This is a genomic window from Halomonas denitrificans (assembly GCA_019800895.1).
Lineage (GTDB): Bacteria > Pseudomonadota > Gammaproteobacteria > Xanthomonadales > Wenzhouxiangellaceae.
In genome coordinates, this window is the sequence record JAHVKF010000002.1 from 720300 (window position 1) to 739964 (window position 19665).

The window sequence follows — 19665 nt, forward strand, 5'->3', positions numbered from 1 at the left end:
TCAGCCGCGGTGGCGGGCCTCCAGGGTCGCCAGCACTTCATCCATTCCCACGCCCGAGGCTGCCAGAACCACCTGCAGGTGGTAGAGGAGGTCGGCGCTTTCCTCGACGAGCTCCTCGCGGTCGCCCGCGGTCGCGGCGAGCGCGACCTCGACCCCCTCCTCGCCGACCTTCTGGGCGCATCGCTTGACCCCGCGATCGAGCAGTCGCGCGGTATAGCTCGACGCCGGATCGGCCCCCACCCGGGAAGCGATCACGCGCTCGAGTTCGCCCAGGAACGCCAGCGGCGGAAGGCATTCGTCGCCGAAGCAGGTCGCGGTTCCCGTGTGGCAGGTCGGGCCGTGCGGCCGGGCCCGGACCAGCAGCGTGTCGCGGTCGCAGTCCAGCCGGACGTCGACCAGGTCCAGCGCGTTGCCCGAGGTCTCGCCCTTGGTCCAGAGCCGCTGCTTGCTGCGCGAGAAGAAGGTCACGCGGCCTGAATCGCGACTCGCCGCCAGCGCCTCGTCATTCATGTACCCGAGCATCAGGACGCGACCGGAGTCGGCGTCCTGCACGATCGCGGGCAGCAGGCCGTCGCCCTTGTCCCAGTCCGGGGTCGCGGAATCGGCGGGGTCGATGTTCATGGTCGGATCCATTCGGGTCGGGTTCGTTCGGGTGGGGCGGAGAGCGGGTCAGGTCAGTGCACCCCCGCAGCTCGACCCCTGGCCGGCGGTGCAGCCGTAGCAGTGGTCGGCCACGGCGATCGCGCGCGGCGGTTCGTCGAGATCGAGGAGGTCGGCCAGCGTCGGGCGACTGCTGTCCTTGCCGAGCGGCAGGCCGAGCATCTGGTTGAAGTCGCAGTCGTACAGGCGGCCGCGGTAGTCGACGCTGATCAGGTCCCGGCACATCACGGCGTCCAGGTTCTCGCGCCGATAGCTGTTCTTCAGCAGCGTCATGTAGTCCTCGAAGCGGCCCTTGGAGAGCAGGATCGCGCCGAAGCGCTTGATCGGCATGTTCGCCAGCGTGAACAGGTGGTCGAAGTGCAGATCGAACTCGTCCGCGAGCAGCCGCTTGTACTCGAACTCGAGCGCGTTCTGGTCCGGCGGCAGGGTGGCGCCCAGCGGGTTGTACACGAGATTCAGGACGCGGTCCGGATCGCCCTTGCCGTAGCCCAGACCATTGAGCGTCTTGAGCGCAGCGATCGAGGCCTCGAACACGCCGTTGCCGCGCTGCGCATCGACGTTCTCCTTCGAATAGCACGGTAGAGAGGCCACGACCTCGACATCGTGCTCGGCCAGGAACGGACCGACCCAGTCGTAGCCCGGCTCTTCCATGATGGTCGGATTCAACCGGTCCATGACGCGGACGCCGCGATGGCGCGCCTGCTCGACCAGCCAGCGGAACTCCGGGTTCATCTCGGGCGAGCCGCCGGTCAGGTCCAGCGTTCCGATCCCGAACCGGTCGACGACCGCGAGGGCGGTCGCCATGGTCGCCCGGTCCATCAGTTCCGTGCGGTTCGGGCCCGCGTTGACGTGGCAGTGGATGCAGGCCAGGTTGCACAGGTAGCCCAGGTTCATCTGCAGCGTGTCGAGGCGCCGCCGGCGGATCGGCGGAAAGTCGGTGTTCTCGAGCAGCGGAAAGGTGTCGCGCATGGGTACGGTCTCCGGGCCTCAGCGCCGCGTTCGGACGCCGCGGTCGGCCAGCCAGTGCTTCAGGGACGGGATCGGAATCTGTCCCGAGTGGAACACGGTGGCCGCCAGTGCGCCGTCGACATCGGCCCGCTCGAAGGCTTCGAGAAAGTGCTCGGCTGCGCCGGCGCCGCCGGAGGCGATCAGCGGCACGTCGCAGATGCGCCGAATGTCGGCCAATTGATCGATATCGTAGCCGGTTCTGACGCCATCGGCGTCCATGCAGTTGAGCACGATCTCGCCGGCACCCAGCGCCTGGACCTGCTCGACCCAGTCGCGCGTGTCGAGATCCGGGTCGGTCATGGCATCGGGGTTGCCGGTGTTGGCCCGCAGCCGGTAGGCGGTCCGGCCGTCGATGGTTTCGCGGATCGAGTCCACGCCGATGACCACGCACTGGCTGCCGAAGGCGTCGGCCAGCTCCGCCACCAGCCCGGGGCGGGCCAGGGCCGGCGAATTGACCGAGATCTTGTCGGCCCCGGCGTGCAGCACGGCCCGGGCCCGGGCAACGTCGCGGATGCCGCCGGCCACGGTGAACGGGATGTCGATCGCCTCGGCCACCCGTTCGACCCAGCCCACCTCGACGCTCCGGCCCTCGGGGCTGGCGGTGATGTCGTAGAACACCAGCTCGTCGGCGCCCTGGTCGCGGTAGGCCTCGGCGCGTTCCAGGATGTCGCCCATGTCGACGTGGTCGCGGAACTTCACGCCCTTGACGACCCGCCCGGCACGCACGTCCAGGCACGGGATGATGCGCACGGCCACCCCGCTCACGAAGCTGTCCCCGTCAGCGGACCGGCCAGCAGGTCCAGCGGCACGCGGCCTTCGAGCAGGGCCCGGCCGACGATGCAGCCGGCCACGCCGGTGGCCGCGGCAGCCTCGAGGTGGGTCGGGTCGCCGACGCCGCCGGAGGCCTGGATGCGGAGGTCCGGATAGCGGTCGGCGAGGTCCGCATACAGCTCGGTGCTCGGGCCGGCAAGCATCCCGTCGCGGGTGATGTCGGTGCACAGCAGGTGGACCAGGCCGCCCACGCACAGCTGCTCCAGCAACGTGAACAGGTCCGTTTCGCCGGCTTCGGTCCAGCCGGCCGCCTGGGGAATCCACCGTCCGTCGTCGGTGGGTCGGACGTCGAGGCCGGCAACGATTCGATCGGCGCCGTAGCGATCGATCCACTCGACGACGCGTTCGGGTTCGCGCACGCAGAGGCTGCCGAGCACGACCCGGTCGATGCCGGCGTCGAGCCGGCGCGCCAGGTCGTCTTCGCTGCGTACGCCGCCGCCGGCCTGGACCGGGATATCCAGGGCTCCGGTGATTTCGGTGATCACGGCCAGGTTGCCCGCGCCCCCTTCGAGGGCCGCGTCCAGGTCGACGAGATGCAGCAGTCTCGCTCCGGCGTCCCGATAGGCGCGGGCCTGGCCGACCGGAGAGAGCGCGTAGCGGGTTTCCCGGTCGTAGTCGCCCTGCTGCAGGCGGACCACGCCGCCGTCGCGCAGGTCGAGTGCGGGGATGACGATCATGAGTCGAGAAAATTCCTCAGCAACTGGCGGCCCGGTCCGGCGGACTTCTCGGGATGGAACTGACAGGCCGCGAAGTTCCGGTGGCGAACGATGGCCGCGAAGCGTTCGCCGTGCTCGCTCGACGCCACGCAGGGCGGCCCGTCGGCGGATGCCGCGTAGCCGTGCACGAAATAGAACCACGCGTCGCTGTCGATGCCCCGGGACAGCGGATCGTCGCGCCGCCAGTCGAGCTGGTTCCAGCCCATGTGCGGCAGGCGCAGACCGTCGCCGCCGGCCAGCCTGCGGACTCGACCGGGAATCAGGCCGAGGCACTCGGCGTCGCCTTCCTCGGAGCGCTCGAACAGCAGCTGCAGCCCCAGGCAGATGCCCAGCACCGGCTGCTCGAGGCCGCGGATCACCTCGACCAGGCCCGCGTCGCGCAGGGCCCCCATCGCCCAGGCCGCCGCGCCGACGCCGGGCAGGATGACTCGCGATGCGCCGCGGATGGTGGCCGCGTCGCTGGTCAGCACGGCCTCGGCGCCGATCCGGTTCAGCGCCTGGACCACCGAGCCGAGATTGGCCCCGCCCGAGTCGATCACCGCGAGCGTCACCGGCTTGCTCCTGCCGCGGAAAAGCAATTGGAACCGCGGATGGACGCAGATGGACGCGGATAAGAGCAAGAATCTTCTAGATGATTGGCGCCAAGGCGCAAAGGCGCGAAGAGAAAAGCGAATTCACTGGTAGACCCTGCGTGTTCGCGATGGCGAGCACTCTGCATCGCTTTGCATTCATCCGTGGTCGGCGATTTGCGCTTGAAATCGGCAATGAAACCGAAGATGAACGCAGATGAACGCAGACAAGAGCGAAAAAGCTCTAGATGATGAGCGCAAAGACGCGAAGGCGCGACGAGAAGCGAGAAGGACGGGGGGCGACGAGCCGATTGTCCTTCACGCGATCTCATCTGCGTCCATCTGCGTCCATCTGCGGTCAATGTTTTCGTCTTGAGTATGCCCATCAGAGCATGCCCTTGGTCGAGGGCATGCCGCCCTGGCCGCGGGCCAGCGCCGGGCGCAGGGCGCGGCCGACGGCCTTGAAGCAGCCTTCGACCATGTGGTGCGTGTTCTCCCCGGTGATCTTCAGGTGGATCGCGCAGCGCAGCGCCTGGGCCAGCGACTGGAAGAAGTGCTGGACCATTTCCGTGTGCAGGCCGCCGACCGACTCGCGCGGAAACGCGCCGTCGAGGACGAAGGCCGGCCGTCCGGACAGGTCGATCGCCGCGCTGGCCAGCGATTCGTCCATCGGCAACGTGAAGCCGTAGCGGCCGATGCCGTGCCGGTCGCCGAGCGCTTCGTCGAGGGCCTGGCCCAAGGCCAGCGCGCAGTCCTCGACCGTGTGGTGTTCGTCGATGTGCAGATCGCCGTCGCAAGCCAGCTTCAGCGAGAAGCCGCCGTGGGCGGCCAGCTGGTCGAGCATGTGGTCGAAGAAGCCGATGCCGGTGCGATTCTCGACCGGCCCCGTGGCGTCGAGGTCGACGGCCACGCGGATCGCGGTCTCGTTGGTCCGGCGCTCGGACGTGGCGACGCGCGGCGCGTCGATCAGGGCGGTTGCGATCTCCGCCCAGGATTTTCCGCCCGGGCCGACGCGAAAGCCCGCGATGCCCATGTTCTCGGCCAGCTGGAGGTCGGTCTCGCGGTCGCCGATCACCGCCGAGCGACGGCGGTCCAGGTCCGGGTCGCGCAGGTAGTCCAGCAGCATGCCGACGCCGGGCTTGCGGGTCGGTGCGAAGTCGTCCGGGAAGGAGCGGTCGATGTGGATCGCGTCGAAGTCGATTCCCTGCGAACTCAGAATCTGGAGCAGCAGTTCGTGCGGGCCACGGAAGTCGGCTTCCGGAAACGCGTCGGTGCCCAGGCCGTCCTGGTTGCTGACCATCACGAAGCGATAGCCGTCGGCCTTGAGCTTCAGCAGCGCGGGGATCACCCCCGTCATCAGCCGGAACTTCTCATAGCTGTCGATCTGCTCGTCGGCCGGCTCTTCGATGAGGCAGCCGTCGCGGTCGATGAACAGGATCTTCCGGGTACTCATGGTGGCGTTTCCGTCCGTTGATTTGCCGGGCGCCAGCGGCCCAGGAATTCGATCAGGGCATCGTTTTCGGCCGGCGCGCCAACGCTGATCCGGACACAGTTGTCCAGGCCCGGCTGGGCCGACTGGTTGCGCAACCGGATGCCGGCGTCGGCCGCGGCCTCGATCAGGGCCGCGGCGTCGGGCACGCGAACGAGCACGAAGTTGGCCTCGCCCGGCCACATGGCGGAGATCCAGTCCGTCTTGCGCAGGGACTCGACCAGCCGCTGCTTTTCGTCGGCCAGCGTCGCCAGCGACTTCGCCTGCGCGGCCAGTGCATCCGGTGTCAGCGCGGAAAGCGCCGTATTCACTGTCGGCGTGGGCAGCGGGTACGGCGCGATGATGCGGCGCAGCAGGCCGATGACGGCCGGGTCCGCGATGACCGAACCCAGGCGGCAGCCGGCCAGCGAATGGGCCTTGGACAGGGTGCGCAGCACGACGAGGTTGCCGTGCCGGCGCATTCGCCGGGTGAAGGACGGCGCTGCCTGGAACTCGACGTAGGCCTCGTCGACCACGACCAGGCCGCGCCCGTCCATCGCCCGGCAGACCGAATCGACGAGTTCGGGAGTCAGGGTGTTCCCCGTGGGATTGTTCGGCGAACACAGGAAGGCGATCTTGCAGCCAGCGGCCCGCTCGACCAGGTCAGCGGGGGGCTCGAAGTCTCCCTCCTGCTCGACCAGCGGCGCCTCGACCACCGTCGCGCCCTGGACCTGCGCCGAAAGCGCGTACATGCCGAAGCACGGCGGCATGACCAACACCGGATCGCCGGGTGCACAGAAGACGCGGATCAGCAGGTCGATGCCCTCGTCGCTGCCGCGCGTGATCAGCAGGCGGTCCTCGTCGACTTCGTACATCTCGGCCAGGCGACGGCGCAGGACCGGCGGCTGCGGCTCCGGGTAGCGGTTCAACCCCTGGCCCGGGTCGCCCGGTGAGGGAAACGGGTTCTCGTTCGCGTTCAGCAGGATGCCCGCCGAATCGGCCAGCGCCCTCGCCGACGCATACGGGGTCAGCGCACGGATCTCGGGGCGGGCCAAGGCGTCGAAGTCCGTGGTCATGCGTCGCGCTCCCGAGCGTCCGGCTGCAGGGCGTCGAGCCGCACCGTGATCGCTAACCGGTGCGCATCGAGCCGCTCGTGCGCCGCCAGGCGCGCGCCGGGCGGGCCCAGCGTGCGCAGGCCCTCGGGGCTGGCCGTCTGGACCGTCATCCGGCGCAGGAAATCGGCCACCCCCAGGCCGCTGTGCGTGCGCGCCCAGCCGCCGGTCGGCAGCGTGTGGTTGGTGCCCGAGATGTAGTCGCCGAGCGATTCCGGCGTGTGGTGGCCGACGAACACCGATCCGGCCGTGGTGATCCGCGCCGCCTGCGCATCGGCGTCCCCGGTCGCGATGATCAGGTGTTCCGGGGCGTAGAGCTCGCTGACCTCGATCGCGGCGTTCATGTCCTCTACGACGATGATCGCTGCATGTTCGAGGGCTTTTCGCGTCACTTCGGCGCGCGGGAGCGTTTCCAGGCGCTGCGCGACGGCGTCGGGCACGGCGTTAGCCAGCGCGGCGCTGTCGGTGACCAGCAGGACCTGCGAATCCGGACCGTGCTCGGCCTGGCTGAGCAGGTCCAGCGCGACCCAGTCCGGGTTCGCGCTCGCGTCGGCCAGCACCATGACTTCCGAGGGGCCGGCCGGCAGGTCCTGGGCCGCGCCGTCGACGTCGAGCGCGACCTGGCGCTTGGCCTCGGCGACGAAGCGGTTGCCGGGGCCGTAGAGCTTGGCGCAGGCCGGCACGGATTCGGTCCCGTAGGCCATCGCGGCGATCGCCTGTGCGCCTCCGGCCACCAGCACCTTGTCCAGCCCGAGCCTGGCCGCCACCGCCAGCACTGCGTCGTCGGCCCGCCCCTCGAGGTTCGGCGGCGTGCTCAGGACGATCCGGCGGCAGCCGGCGAGCCGCGCAGGGACCAGCAGCATGATGGCCGTCGACGGCAGCGGCGCGGAGCCGGCCGGAACGTACAGGCCGACCGGACTCAACGGCACGTAGCGCATTGCGCATCGAACGCCCGGCGCGGTCTCGATCGCGTAATCGGACGGCCGGCCTGCGGCATGGAACGCATGCACGGTCTCGATGGCCCGGTCGATCGCCGCCTCGAGCTCCGGGTCGAGCGGCGCCCGCGATTCCACCGGCTGCCAGAGCTCGACGGATTCGACCCCGTCGAAGCGGCGCGTGCAGTTCTGGAGCGCCGCGTCACCGCCGGCCCGGACCTCGCCGATGATGTCCGCGACGGCGCGGGTCAGCTCGGCATCGGTCTCCAGCCGCGGCCGTCGCAGCAGGTCCGCGCGCTCGCCCGCGTCCAGCGTGGTCCAGTCGACGATTCTCATGCGAGCATCTTCTCGACCGGCAGCACCAGGATGGCCGAGGCGCCGGCCTGCTTGAGTTCTTCCAGGTGCTCCCAGAACACCTGCTCGGTGCACAGGGCGTGGATCGCGACGCGGCCGGGCTGGCCTTCCAGTGGCAGGATCGTCGGGGTTTCGGCGCCGGGCAGGACCTCCGAGATCCGGTCGATGCGCTCGCGCGGGGCGTGCAGCATCACGTACTTGGTTTCGCGCGCGGTCTGCACCCCCTGGATGCGCTGGACCAGCTTGTCGAGCAGGGCCTGCTGTTCGTTGTCCAGCGTCGATGCGCCGCGGTAGAGCGCGGCCTGGCTTTCGAGCACCGTCGCCACGGCCTTCAGGTGGTTGGCGCGCAGCGTGGTGCCGGTCGACACCAGATCGACGATCGCCTCGGCGGTGCCGAGACTGGGCGCGATCTCGACGGCCCCGTTGAGCGTCACGATGTCCGCGGAAACGCCGTTTTCCTGCAGCCATCGTGCCGTCAACTGCGGATAACTCGTTGCGATCCTGCGGCCTTCGAGCTGCTTCGGGCCGGTGTAGTCCTGGTCTTCCGGCAGCGCCAGCATCAAGCGGCAGTGGCCGAACTCGAGCGGTGCCAGCGTGTCCAGGGCGGCGCCGGGCCTGCGCTGCGCGGCCTCGAGCTCCTTCTCGGCGGCGACGTTCTCTCCGACGATGCCGAGTTCACAGACCCCCTCGAGCAGCAGCCGGGGAATGTCGTCGTCGCGCACCAGCAGCAGGTCGACCGGCAGGTTGCGTCCGTACCAGAACAGCTTGTCCTTGCTGCGCGCGAAGTGCAGGCCGGCGCGTTCGAGCAGCTTCAGCGAGGACTCGGACAGACGCCCGGACTTCTGGATCGCGATCTTGAGGCGGCGTTCGGTGTTCATGCGTTCGGGTCTCCCGGCGAGGACGGGGCGGGGGCGTCTTCGCCCTGCAGGCGGTTCAGGGCCAACCGGTAGCCACCGTGGCCCATTTCGAGGAAGCGGGCGACCCGACCGATGGTGGTGACGCTGACGCCGGTTCGCTCGTGGATCTCCCGATACGGAAGGCCCGCGTCGAGGAGCTGGACGACGCGCCAGCGGTCGACCAGGGCTTCGAGCTCGGCGGGCGTGGTCAGATCGCGCAGCAGCGAGCGGACCTCGTCCGGCGTCCGCATCGCATTGAATGCTTCGGCCAGGCTGTTCCGGGCGGCGCGGTTGGCCTTCAGGTGCTGTTCGTCGAGTTGTTTCATGGCGGGTCTGGCGCGCGATCGCGCCGGCTGGCTCGGTAGTTGTCCAGCATACTAGCACACTGGCGTATTAACGCGTTATCACATTATCACGCCGGCCCCATCCGCCCCGCCGGGCGCCGAAAAATCCACCGCCGCCGGGGCGGACGGGGGACGTCGCTGGGCGAAGTTTGCCCTGCGGCAGCGGAAACGGCTAGAATGCAGCGATTTTGTGCCCGCCATGGGGGACTCCCCGGGCGCGCCGATTCCGCGAAGCCTCTCTCGATGCGCAGCTTCGAGCCGCGCGAATCGATCCTTTGAACCCAATCGCAACCTAAAACAAGTCTGGGAGACAACATGGACATGAGTCTGATCCCGCCGGCGCTCGGCATCGTCGGGCTGATCACGGCATTCGTCATCTTCACCGCGATGATGCGCTATCCGGTCATGGACGGTAAGCCGGCCGAAATCGCCAAGCTGATCCAGGATGGCGCCATGGCCTTCATGCGTCGCGAGATTCTCATGATCGGCGGTTCGGTCGCGGTGCTGTTCATCGCGCTGGCCTTCTCCGGCCTCGGCATCGAGACCGCGATCTCGTTCCTGGTCGGTGCGTTCTGTTCGGCGATCGCCGGCTACTTCGGCATGATCGCCGCGACCCGCGCCAACGTCCGCACGACCTCGGCCGCGCACAACTTCGGCACCGATCGCGCGCTGACCGTCGCCTTCTACGGCGGCTCCGTGATGGGCCTGGTGCTCGCCTCGCTCGGCCTGCTCGGTCTGGGTACGCTTTACCTGATCTTCGGCACCGACCCGGAGACCGCGCACCGCATCCACGGCTTCGGCATGGGCGCCGGCGTGGTCGCGCTGTTCTATCGCGTCGGTGGCGGCATCTTCACCAAGTCCGCCGACGTCGGCGCCGACCTGGTCGGCAAGGTCGAAGCCGGAATCCCGGAAGACGATCCCCGCAACCCGGGCGTGATCGCGGACAACGTCGGCGACAACGTCGGCGACGTGGCCGGCATGGGCTCGGACATCTTCGAGTCGTACTGCGGTGCGATGATCGCCTCGGTCGCGCTGGCCACCGTGATGGTCAAGCAGGCCGGCGGCGCGGCAATCGTTCCGGGCATGGGTCCGGGCGAGGCGCTGATGGGCCTGCCGCTGCTGCTGGCCTCGCTCGGCCTGGTCTGCTCGATCCTGGCGATCGGCCTGGTCCGCATGTCGGCCGGCAAGAGCCCGGAAGTCGCCCTGCGCATCGGGACGATCTCCGCGGCCGCCGGCTTCGTCGCCCTGGCCTGGTTCCTGATCGGCTACCTGGACATCCAGTCCGGGGTCTGGATCGCGACCATCGTCGGCGCGGTCGGGGGCGTGATCATCGGCCTGTCGACCGAGTACTACACGGCCGCCAAGCCGATCCGCGAGATCGCCAAGTCCGGTGAGACGGGTCCTGCGACCGTGATCATCTCCGGCCTGGCGACCGGCATGCAGTCGGTGCTGATTCCGATCCTGACGATCTGCGCGATGATCTTCGTCGCCAACGCCCAGGCCGAGCTGTACGGCGTCGGCATCGCCGCGGTCTCGATGCTGGCCACCGTCGGCATGACCATGGCGATTGACGCCTACGGACCGGTTGCCGACAACGCCGGCGGAATCGCCGAAATGGCCGGACTCGGCGAGGACACCCGCAAGATCACCGACTCGCTCGACGAGCTCGGCAACACCACCGCGGCCATCGGCAAGGGCTTCGCGATCGGCGCTGCGGCGCTGGCCGCGCTGACCATCATCTCGGCCTACATCGCGGAGATCCAGCACGACATGACCGACTTCGTGCTGGCGATTTCCGATCCGATGGTTCTGATCGGCATGTTCATCGGCGGACTGTTCCCGTTCATCGTCGCGTCGATCACGATGACGGCCGTCGGCGCCGCAGCGTTCGAGATGATCACCGAGATTCGCCGCCAGTTCCGCGAGATCCCCGGCTTGCTGGAAGGCAACGCCACGCCGGATGCGGCCCGCTGCGTCGACATCGCCACGACCTCGGCGATCAAGCGGATGCTGCTGCCGGCGGCCCTCGCCGTGCTGGGACCGGTGGCCGTCGGCTTCGGCCTGGGCCCGGAAGCGCTGGGCGGCATGCTCGGCGGTGCGCTGATCTCCGCGGTCCTGCTGGCGCTGACCATGGCCAACGCCGGTGGCGCCTGGGACAACGCCAAGAAGCACGTCGAGAAGGGCAACTTCGGCGGCAAGGGTTCCGAGACCCACAAGGCGAACGTGGTCGGCGACACGGTCGGCGACCCGCTGAAGGACACCTCGGGCCCGTCGATGAACATCCTCATCAACGTGATGGCCATCGTCAGCCTCGTGATCGCGCCCCTGCTCCACTGATCGGCGCCATCAGGCAGTACGAAAAGCGCGGCCCCGGGCCGCGCTTTTTTTGCCCTTGTGCAGCAACTTCAAGAGGATGGACGCGAAGGCGCAAAGGAGCAAAGGGCGCAAGAAAAACGACAGGACATGGAAAAGGCCTGTCTTGAGGACGGCGCAGAGTACGCTTCAGTGATTCCGGCGACTCCGACCCATCAGGGATCAAGCGGAATCGGCAGCGAAAGTGCAGAGCCCAGCAAGCCGCTCGATCCGGTGAAAGAACCTCGGTGACTGCATCCCTTGCAGGGTTATTTCGCAGCCTTCGCTTCTTTGCGCCTTCGCGTCCATCCTCTCGAGAACCGTGCCCGATGGATCGCAGGAACCGCCGAAACGCGCGGCAGGGAGAAGCAGATTCAGCGCGGGGTGAGGAGGGTGTCGATGGCGTGGCGGACGTAGGCTTCGAATTCGTCGGTGCCGCGCTCGGGTGCCATGCCACGGGTCTGGAGCTGGATGTAGCCGACGTAGCTGGTGTAGGTCAGCCGGGCCCGATGTCGGGCGGCTTCGTCGTCCAGGCCGAGTTCGCGGAACGCCTTGGCCAGATAATCGAGCCGACGCTTCGTGATCCGTTCGAGCATGGGCTTGACGCGCGGGTCGTCGCTGGCAGCGCACAGGGCGGCGTGGATCTGGTGGCTCCGGTTCTGCCGCGATGTACGGAGGATGAACTCGGCGAGCCGCTCCGCCGCCGGCAGATCGGAGTCCAGCGAGCGCGCCAGCGATTCGTTGTCCTGCCGTTCCCAGCGTGCCAGCGCCTGTTCGAGCAGCTGGTCGCGCTTCGGGAAGTGCCAGTAGAAGCTGCCCTTGGTGATGCCGAGGCGACGCGCCAGCGGTTCGACGCCGAGCCCGCCCAGGCCCTTTTCCGCGATCAGGTCGAGCGCCGCCTGTTCCCAATCGGCCGCCGTAAGGGTGGTTCGCTCGCTGGCCGGTACTGCCGGAGTGACTGCGCTCATGGCGCCATTCTAGCAGTGCACCGGACACTGCGGCGGTGCGCGCCGAGCGTGATCATCGCGCGTGGCGAACGGGCGGCACGGTCGATGCCTGCCCGGGCGATCAGGCGGATGCGGATCCGCCCGTCTTCGCGCTCGGCTCCGCGGCTTTCGCGCGCCGCTTCTCGAGCTCCAGGACCCGCGGCGTCATCTGGATGATCGTGTGCCGGACTTCCTTGTCGAGCACCAGCTTGGCATCGCGTGCAAAGGTTTCCAGCCTGCGGTCGAAGGTCAGGTTGCCGCCCTCGTCGCGACCCAGCACCTGGATGTCCTGCAGCGACTCGATGAACTGCTTGAAGAGAGTCCGATCGGAGAACTCCGGCGCGTCGAACTCGTGCAGCATCGAAATACGCTGTGCCGAAAGCGTGCACAGCTGTTCGAGCTGTTGACGGCTGAGCTTGCCCGAGCCGTTCTTCGCCAGCACGGCAATCGTGATGTAGTAGCGCTCGAAGGTCTGCAGCATCGTGTTGCCGAGCAGGCGCAGGTAGTAGGTCTGGTCCGAACCGCCCGGCGTGCGCTGGAGATAGTCGCCGCTCATGCCCAGGAGGCCCTGGCGGACCAGTGCGTCGGTGCAGCGCTGGATGATCACCGGGACTTCTTCCGGCGCCCAGGGCAGGAACAGTTCCTTCTTCAGGAACGGGTAGACCGCCTCGCTGAGTCGCCGGACCCGGGTCTTCCGCACCCGGAGGTTGTTGAGGAAGCAGCAGGCGATCCACGCAGGCATCGCCAGCAGGTGCGCAATGTTGTTGCGGAAGTAGGTCAGCAGGACGGCGTTGCGCGGCTCGACCTTGATGATGTCGCCGAGCTCGTGCGCGTGCCGCTCGATGATGCCGAGGTCGAGACCGTATTCGATGACCTGTCCCGGCGTCAGTTCGGTGATCGTGATCCGGTCCGAGTAGGCGGTCATCCGGATCAGCCGCTGGTAGACGCCGATCATCGCTTCGAGGTCGTCCTGGTCCAGGGCGTGCTTGCGCGTGGCCAGCAGTGCCGCGGCCAGGAGGTTGACCGGGTTGACGTGCGCGGCCTTGTTGATGTTGACGATGATGCCGTCGGCCAGCTCGTTGACCACCTTCGGCAACCATTCGGGCTTGGCGTCGGGGTCGTAGTCCTGGTCGGCCCAGTCGGGACAGTGCCGGTCGAGCAGCGGACTGAGCCGGATCGGCTCGCCGAAGCTTACCTGGACCTGGCCGTAGTTCTTGCGCAGGATGTTGATCACGTTGCGGAAGTCGGAGAGGGACTCCGGCTTCTTCTCGCGCCCCGACAGTTCGGAGATGTAGGAGCTGCCCTCGGCAAGTCGCTCGTAGCCGATGTAGACGGGCTGGAAGAGCACCGGCCGCTTGCGGCTGCGCAGGAAGGCCCGGACCGTGATCGACAGCATGCCTGCGCGCGGTGGAAGCGAACGCCCGGTCCTCGACCGCGTGCCCTCGATGAAGTACTCCAGCGCCACGCCCTTGTCGAGAATGGTCGCCACGTACTCGTTGAAGACCGCCGAGTACAGCGGTTGGGCCCTGAACGAGCGCCGCAGGAAGAATGCGCCGCCGAAGCGCAGGAAGCGGCCGACGATGGGCAGGTTGAGATTGATGCCGGCCGCGATGTGCGGGGGCACGAAGCCTCGCCGGTAGAGAATGAACGACAGCAGCATGTAATCGATGTGGCTGCGGTGGCAGGGCACGTACACGATCTCGTGACCCTGCTGGGCGTCGCGGAACTGGCCGAAATGGAACACCTCGACGCCGCGGTAGATCCGGTTCCAGAACCAGGCCAGGAGGCGCTCGGCGATGCGCACGAAGGAATAGGAGTAGTCTGCCGCGATCTCGCGCGCGTACTTTCGCGCCTCGGCCTCGGCCTTGTGGATTTCGATGTTGTCGCGCTTGGCCTTCTGGGCGATCGCGTGGCGAACGCTGTCGGCGTGGACCACCCGGTCGACCAGCGTTCGGCGGTGCGAACGATCGGGGCCGATCGCCGAGGTGCGGACGCGCTTGAAGTGCACCCGGAGCAGGCGGCTGATGCGGCGCAGGTCCATCTCGGCGCCCTGGCCTTCGCGAGCGATCTCGGCCAGCGACACGGGCTTGCCGAACTGGACAAAGGTCGCCCGGCCGTTGATCACGGTGGTCAGCAGGCGGCGCAGCCGGCCGCCGACGTCCCAGTTCTCGGAAAACAGGATCTTGGCGATCGACTGCTCCTTGTCCGGCGCGCGCCCGATCAGCACCGACACCGGGACGATCCGGACGTCGTCGATCCGTTCGTCGTCGACCGCTTCGATCAGTTCCTTGAGCATGAGCGAATGGCGCCGCCGCACCGGGCGGCGAACCAGCAGCCCCTTGTGGCGCCGGCTCGCGCCGTAGCTGCGCGGCAGATCGACCCCGTCGTGGTGGAACTCGCGGTCGAGCCGAGGCCAGCCGCGATCGATGCAGATCTGCTCGGTGATCAGCAGCGAGGTCAGCGCGTAGGTGTCGAGAATGTAGAAAGTCGGCTTGCCGTCGTCGAGATCGAGCTCGTCGACGTCTTCCGGAAGCACCGTGGCCCGTACCCACCAATGCAGGACGCGTCGCCACAGCGCGCGCCACCACTGACCGAGCGCGAGCAGGGTCTGGCCGGGAACGCGGCGGTGGGCGGGGACGGGAGGCATCGCGGGTCTGGCGGTTGCGAACGGGGCGCAAGTTTACCACCCGGTCCCGGGGTCGGACCCGGGGCAAAAAAAGAGGCAGGACGAGAGCGTCCTGCCTGCAAACCGGTCGGAACCGGATTCATCCCCACGTGATCATGGCGACACGCTTGTTGGATGTTGTTGTCGCTTGCTGTCGGGTCGCGGCGACGACTCGACGCGCAGAAATAATAACCTGAGGCCGCCTTTGAATGCAATACCTTGGGAAACAGGGCTAAATTATTGATTATCAGCGCCTATTGCCGCACGAATCTGCGTCTGGATGGCTTCGGCCGCTGCCGCGGGGTCCTCGGCATCGCGGATCGGACGGCCGACCACGATGTAGTCGGCCCCGTTGGCGAAGGCCTGCGCGACTCCGAGCGTGCGCTTCTGATCGTCGGTGTTGGCGACCGGACGAATTCCCGGGCAGACCACGACCAGGGCCGGGTCGGTCCCGGCGCGCAGGGCCGGGGCCTCGAGGCCCGACGACACCACGCCGTCGCAGCCCAGCGCCAGCGCGCGTCGGGCGCGCGAGAGCACGAGGTCGGCAACGTCGCAGTCGAACCCCAGGGCGTCGAGGTCGCCCTGGTCCAGGCTGGTCAGCGCAGTGACCGCCAGGATGCGGGCCGCGCCCTTGTTCGCGGCGGCCTCGGCCAGCATCGCGTCCTGTCCGTGGACCGTGATGAAATCGACCCCTCGTCGCGCCAGCTGGGCGACGGCCCGGCCGACGGTGGCCGGAACGTCGAACAGCTTGAGGTCGGCGAACACCCGTTTGCCGGCAGCGTTCAACTCGTCGGCCAGTTCGAAGTAGGCGCCCGACAGGAACAACTCGAGACCCAGCTTGTAGTGGCTGACGTGGTCGCCGAGCGCTCGAATCAATGCTCGCGCGCGCTCCGCATCGGGGACGTCCAGGGCGAAGATCAGTCGTTCGTGGTCGTCAATGGCCGGTGTCGTGGACATGGATGTGATCCTTGATTCGTCGGGAAACGGCGTCGGGTTGCTGCATGTGGACGTGGTGGCCGCCCTCGATTTCGACCAGGTGCAGATTCCGCACGGCGGCGGCTCTGCGCTCCATCAGGCCGGCGGGCAGCAGGCGCGATCGCGGCGTCGCGAGCACGCAGAGGGTCGGCGCATCGATCGCGGCCAGCAGGTCCAGCACCTGGGCTTCCGTGTATCGCTGGGTCGAAGGCCAGGTCAGCCGTTGGTCGTGGCGCCATTGCCAGCCGCCGTCGACCTCGTCGAGCCCGCGCTCGGCCAGGCGCTCGGCGGCCGCGCGCGGAAGATCCGAGTTCCGGACCCGTGCGTCCACGGCCGATGCGCGGTCCGGATGGACGCGGCGCGGCCGCTCGCGCGCCGTACGAACCGCCTTGCGCCAGTTCCCGGCCGTTCGATCGCTGGGCGCGGTCAGCGGTCCCAGGCCTTCGACCACGCTCAGCGATCGCACGCGCTCGGGGCACGCAGCCGCAGTGACCGAGGCCACGGCCCCGCCCAGCGAGTGCCCCAGCAGGTGGGCGTCGTCCCAGCCCAGCGCGTCGAGTGCGCCGAGGACGTCGAACACGTAGTCGTCGAAGTGATATCGAGCCGCGGGCGGACGCGGCGGCGACGCGCCGTGGCCCGGGAAATCGATGCAGACCACCTCGATTCCGTCCAGGCCGTCGAGCGCTGCGCGCCACGTCAATGCGTTGTCGAGCCAGCCGTGCAGGGCCAGCACGCGCGGGGCACCCGACGTCGACGCGGCGGGAACCGCGCGCAGGCCGGCAAGCCGTGCACCGGTCGCCGGCAGGGTCAGTTCAACGGGGGCGACGCGGGTCATCGGCAGGGACGCGGCAGCATGGACAGGTCGGGCGACAATGCAGTAGTGTAGCGGGTCCGGGGCGGCATCCGAGACGGTATCGGCCCGCCGCGACCGCGACCGAGAGACGGGGTGGGAGTCCCAGCATGACCAAGCGTGATACGGACGATATCTTCGAGCCTGGCGTGACCGACGAGCAGCGCGAGGCGGCCGAGAAGATGCTAGGCGGACTGAGTTTCGGCACCTTCGTCGAGCAGCGCTCGCTGGAAGGCGAGTTCCGGTCCGGTCTGCTGATTCCGCTGGACGGCTCGGAGCCCATCGAAGTCGCCGTCTCGCCGGAGATCGACGAAGACATCAAGGAGCGGGTGGTCCTGTGCAGACAGGCGCTCCGCGCCATGCCGAAGGTCCAGCTCGTCGTCCAGCGGGCGGGCCGGAAGCTCAAGATCGTCGGTCGCCTGTCGAACAGCGTCCCGGGTCGGCGCGCGGAGGATCGCAAGCACAATCCGCCGATCCAGGTCGCGCGCTTCTACGAACGCGGCGTCTGAGAGTCGCTTCGGCTCAGGCGATGCGCTCCAGCCCCGCGTAGCCTGCGACGAGCCATTTCGGGCCGGCCTCGTCGAAGTTGATCTGGATCCGGGCGTTCTCGCCCTGGCCTTCCACGGAGAGCACGGTCCCGGCGCCGAACTTGGCGTGCTGGACGCGGCTGCCCAGCCCGGGCAGATTGCCGCCGCCGTCCCGCGGTGCGCGCGCCTGGCTGACCTGCATGCGCGGCCGCACGTCCTCGACCAGATCGGGCGGCAGCTCGTTGAGGAAACGCGACGGTCGGCCGAACATCGTCTGCCCGTGCAGGCGCCGCGACTCGGCGTGGGTCAGGTACAGCAGTTCCATCGCCCGGGTCATGCCGACGTAGGCCAGCCGTCGTTCCTCGGACAGGCGCCCGGGCTCCTCGGCCGACTTCTGGTGCGGGAACAGGCCCTCCTCCATTCCGGCCATGAACACCATCGGAAACTCCAGGCCCTTGGCCGAGTGCAGGGTCATCAGCTGGACGCAGTCCTGCCACTTCTCGGCCTGGTGCTCGCCGGCTTCGAGTGCGGCCTGGGTCAGGAAGGAGGCGGTCGGACTCAGGCCGGCCTGCTCGTCCTCCATCGATTGCTCGAAGTTCTCGGCCGCCCGGATCAGTTCGTCGAGGTTCTCCTGCCGCGCTTCGGCCCGGTCGGCGGGCTCCCGCGCCAGGTAGTGCTGGATCAACTCGGTGCGCTTGAGGATCCGGTGCATGATGCCGCCGAGATCGGTCTGTTCAGCGTCCCGGGTCAGCGCGCGGATCAGCTCGACGAAGGCGCCCAGTGCGTTGCGCGCCCGGCCGCCGAGGGCGCCGGCGCCGAGCTGCCGCTCGACCGTGTCCCATAGCGAGCGGCCCTCGGCGCGCGCGGCATCGCGCAGGCCGGCCACCGTGCGTTCGCCGATGCCGCGGGCCGGTACGTTGACCACCCGCTCGAACGCGGCGTCATCGTCCGGGTTGTGGACCATTCGCAGGTAGCCGAGCGCATCCTTGATCTCGGCGCGCTCGAAGAAGCGCAGCCCACCGTAGACGCGGTAGGGAATGTCGGCGCGAAGCAGCGCCTGCTCGAAGATCCGCGACTGCGCATTGGAGCGGTACAGCACGGCGATTTCGGAGGCCCTGCGACCGGATTCCAGCCAGTCCTGGACGCGGCCGACGATGAACTCGGCCTCTTCGTCTTCGTTGTAGGCGGAGAACACCCGGATCGGCTCGCCCTGCTCTCCGTCGGTCCACAGGTTCTTGCCCATCCGGTCGTCGTTGTGGTCGATGACCCGGTTGGCCGCCTCCAGGATGGTTCTGGTCGAGCGATAATTCTGCTCCAGCCGCACGACCTCGGGCTCGAAATCGCGCGCGAAGTGCTGCACGTTCTCGACCCGGGCGCCGCGCCAGCCGTAGATCGACTGATCGTCGTCCCCGACCACGAACAGGCGGGAGTCCGAGCCGCCGGCCAACAGCCGTACGAGCGCGTACTGCAGCGTGTTGGTGTCCTGGAACTCGTCGATCATCACGTGGCCGAAGCGACCCTGGTAGTAGGTCAGGCGGGCCGGGTTGTCGCGCAGCAGTTCGACGGTGCGCAGCATCAGCTCGGCGAAGTCGACCAGGCCGGAGCGCTCGCAGGCGGCCTGGTAGGTCCGGTAGACCTCGACCATCTGTGCGGTCAGCGGGTTGCCGCCCGGATCGATGTGGTCCGGACGGACGCCGTCGTCCTTGCGCGCGTTGATGAACCCCTGGACCACGCGAGGCGGGTACTCCCCCTCGTCGAGCTGCATTTCCCGGATCGTGCGCCGGACCAGGCGGTACTGATCGTCGGAATCGAGGATCTGGAAGGTCGGATTGAGGCCTGCCTCCGCCGCATGCATCCGGAGGATCCGGTGGCAGATGCCGTGAAACGTGCCGATCCACAGGCCCGAGGCCGGGATGTTCAGCAGCTCTTCGACCCGGCCGCGCATCTCGCTGGCCGCCTTGTTGGTGAACGTCACGGCGAGGATCGACATCGGCGAGGCGTGCTCGACCTGGATCACCCAGGCGATCCGGTGAACCAGGACCCGCGTCTTGCCCGATCCGGCCCCGGCAAGGACCAGGCAATGCGGCGCCCCGACCGTCACCGCCTGGCGCTGCGCATCGTTCAACTGATCGAGAATGTGGGAAACGTCCATCGGGGTCTGCAATTCGGGATCGGGGGAGAAAACCGCGGAAGAATCGGGGAAACCGAAGATGAACGCAGATTAACGCAGATCAAACAGCGGCACCTGCATTCGAGGGTTTTCACCGGCGACCTTACGCGGCGATCGTGGTCGGACGTCGATCCCTGAAGAAAAAAGCGCGTGAGAACTCCGGGATCCAGCGCCGCCCCACTGCTCTGAATGCCAACCTTGAGCGGCTTCCCGGCCTCCGCATTGCGCGTTCGATCGAATGGTCGGA

Annotated in this window: 18 protein-coding genes; 3 read left to right on the top strand and 15 right to left on the bottom strand. The window is 68.1% G+C overall.

Annotation, left to right across the window (positions count from 1 at the left end):
• From KUV67_07195 to hisH, 5 genes are read right to left on the bottom strand one after another with little or no spacing between them, the layout of a single operon-like run.
• Nucleotides 1-621 carry a bifunctional phosphoribosyl-AMP cyclohydrolase/phosphoribosyl-ATP diphosphatase HisIE gene (locus KUV67_07195; GenBank protein MBY6204663.1) on the bottom strand — a complete coding sequence of 207 codons (621 nt, stop codon included), beginning with the start codon at nucleotides 619-621 and terminating at the stop codon, nucleotides 1-3.
• Between the two features lie 48 nt (nucleotides 622-669).
• Nucleotides 670-1629, bottom strand: a complete 960-nt coding sequence (gene arsS / locus KUV67_07200) for an arsenosugar biosynthesis radical SAM protein ArsS (protein ID MBY6204664.1) — start codon at nucleotides 1627-1629, stop codon at nucleotides 670-672.
• An 18-nt stretch (nucleotides 1630-1647) separates the two neighbouring features.
• Nucleotides 1648-2424 (bottom strand): imidazole glycerol phosphate synthase subunit HisF, encoded by a 777-nt coding sequence (gene hisF, locus KUV67_07205; GenBank protein ID MBY6204665.1) that lies wholly within the window; start codon nucleotides 2422-2424, stop codon nucleotides 1648-1650.
• A 5-nt stretch (nucleotides 2425-2429) separates the two neighbouring features.
• A complete protein-coding gene (locus tag KUV67_07210) occupies nucleotides 2430-3176 on the bottom strand; it encodes a 1-(5-phosphoribosyl)-5-((5-phosphoribosylamino)methylideneamino)imidazole-4-carboxamide isomerase (protein MBY6204666.1) in 747 nt (248 codons plus the stop codon).
• A complete protein-coding gene (gene hisH / locus KUV67_07215) occupies nucleotides 3173-3766 on the bottom strand; it encodes an imidazole glycerol phosphate synthase subunit HisH (protein MBY6204667.1) in 594 nt (197 codons plus the stop codon). The genes KUV67_07210 and hisH overlap by 4 nt, the downstream gene beginning before the upstream one ends.
• Before the next feature lie 80 nt (nucleotides 3767-3846).
• Between hisH and KUV67_07220 the strand changes: the two genes are divergently transcribed.
• A complete protein-coding gene (locus KUV67_07220; GenBank protein ID MBY6204668.1) occupies nucleotides 3847-4005 on the top strand; it encodes a hypothetical protein in 159 nt (52 codons plus the stop codon).
• Between the two features lie 164 nt (nucleotides 4006-4169).
• Here KUV67_07220 and hisB read toward each other — a convergent pair whose 3' ends face one another.
• Genes hisB through KUV67_07245 form a run of 5 tightly spaced genes read right to left on the bottom strand, consistent with a single transcriptional unit; the run spans nucleotide 4170 to nucleotide 8875 of the window.
• Entirely contained in the window at nucleotides 4170-5237 is a 1068-nt protein-coding gene (gene hisB / locus KUV67_07225) for a bifunctional histidinol-phosphatase/imidazoleglycerol-phosphate dehydratase HisB (GenBank protein ID MBY6204669.1), read from the bottom strand.
• Nucleotides 5234-6328, bottom strand: a complete 1095-nt coding sequence (hisC, locus tag KUV67_07230) for a histidinol-phosphate transaminase (protein MBY6204670.1) — start codon at nucleotides 6326-6328, stop codon at nucleotides 5234-5236. The genes hisB and hisC overlap by 4 nt, the downstream gene beginning before the upstream one ends.
• Entirely contained in the window at nucleotides 6325-7635 is a 1311-nt protein-coding gene (hisD, locus tag KUV67_07235) for a histidinol dehydrogenase (GenBank protein MBY6204671.1), read from the bottom strand. Before hisD ends, hisC begins: the two co-directional genes overlap by 4 nt.
• Nucleotides 7632-8531 (bottom strand): ATP phosphoribosyltransferase, encoded by a 900-nt coding sequence (gene hisG, locus KUV67_07240; protein MBY6204672.1) that lies wholly within the window; start codon nucleotides 8529-8531, stop codon nucleotides 7632-7634. The genes hisD and hisG overlap by 4 nt, the downstream gene beginning before the upstream one ends.
• A complete protein-coding gene (locus KUV67_07245) occupies nucleotides 8528-8875 on the bottom strand; it encodes a trp operon repressor (GenBank protein MBY6204673.1) in 348 nt (115 codons plus the stop codon). The genes hisG and KUV67_07245 overlap by 4 nt, the downstream gene beginning before the upstream one ends.
• A 321-nt stretch (nucleotides 8876-9196) precedes the next feature.
• Between KUV67_07245 and KUV67_07250 the strand changes: the two genes are divergently transcribed.
• Nucleotides 9197-11230 (top strand): sodium-translocating pyrophosphatase, encoded by a 2034-nt coding sequence (locus tag KUV67_07250; GenBank protein MBY6204674.1) that lies wholly within the window; start codon nucleotides 9197-9199, stop codon nucleotides 11228-11230.
• A 389-nt stretch (nucleotides 11231-11619) separates the two neighbouring features.
• On the opposite strand, the gene KUV67_07255 is transcribed toward KUV67_07250, so the two are convergent.
• From KUV67_07255 to KUV67_07270, 4 genes are all read right to left on the bottom strand, one after another.
• Nucleotides 11620-12213: a TetR/AcrR family transcriptional regulator gene (locus KUV67_07255; GenBank protein ID MBY6204675.1), complete on the bottom strand. Its 594-nt coding sequence runs from the start codon at nucleotides 12211-12213 to the stop codon at nucleotides 11620-11622.
• A 100-nt stretch (nucleotides 12214-12313) separates the two neighbouring features.
• Nucleotides 12314-14878: a glycerol-3-phosphate 1-O-acyltransferase PlsB gene (gene plsB / locus KUV67_07260; GenBank protein MBY6204676.1), complete on the bottom strand. Its 2565-nt coding sequence runs from the start codon at nucleotides 14876-14878 to the stop codon at nucleotides 12314-12316.
• Between the two features lie 255 nt (nucleotides 14879-15133).
• On the bottom strand, nucleotides 15134-15853 hold the full coding sequence (pyrF, locus tag KUV67_07265; protein MBY6204677.1) for an orotidine-5'-phosphate decarboxylase: 720 nt from the start codon (nucleotides 15851-15853) through the stop codon (nucleotides 15134-15136).
• On the bottom strand, nucleotides 15831-16706 hold the full coding sequence (locus tag KUV67_07270) for an alpha/beta hydrolase (protein MBY6204678.1): 876 nt from the start codon (nucleotides 16704-16706) through the stop codon (nucleotides 15831-15833). Before KUV67_07270 ends, pyrF begins: the two co-directional genes overlap by 23 nt.
• Before the next feature lie 125 nt (nucleotides 16707-16831).
• On the opposite strand from KUV67_07270, the gene KUV67_07275 reads away from it, so the two are divergent.
• Nucleotides 16832-17230, top strand: coding sequence for a hypothetical protein (locus KUV67_07275; GenBank protein MBY6204679.1), 399 nt, complete (start codon nucleotides 16832-16834; stop codon nucleotides 17228-17230).
• 13 nt (nucleotides 17231-17243) lie between these two features.
• Here the strand turns inward: KUV67_07275 and uvrD are convergent, their stop codons facing one another.
• Nucleotides 17244-19400, bottom strand: a complete 2157-nt coding sequence (gene uvrD, locus KUV67_07280; protein MBY6204680.1) for a DNA helicase II — start codon at nucleotides 19398-19400, stop codon at nucleotides 17244-17246.
• Nucleotides 19401-19665 lie beyond the last annotated feature (265 nt).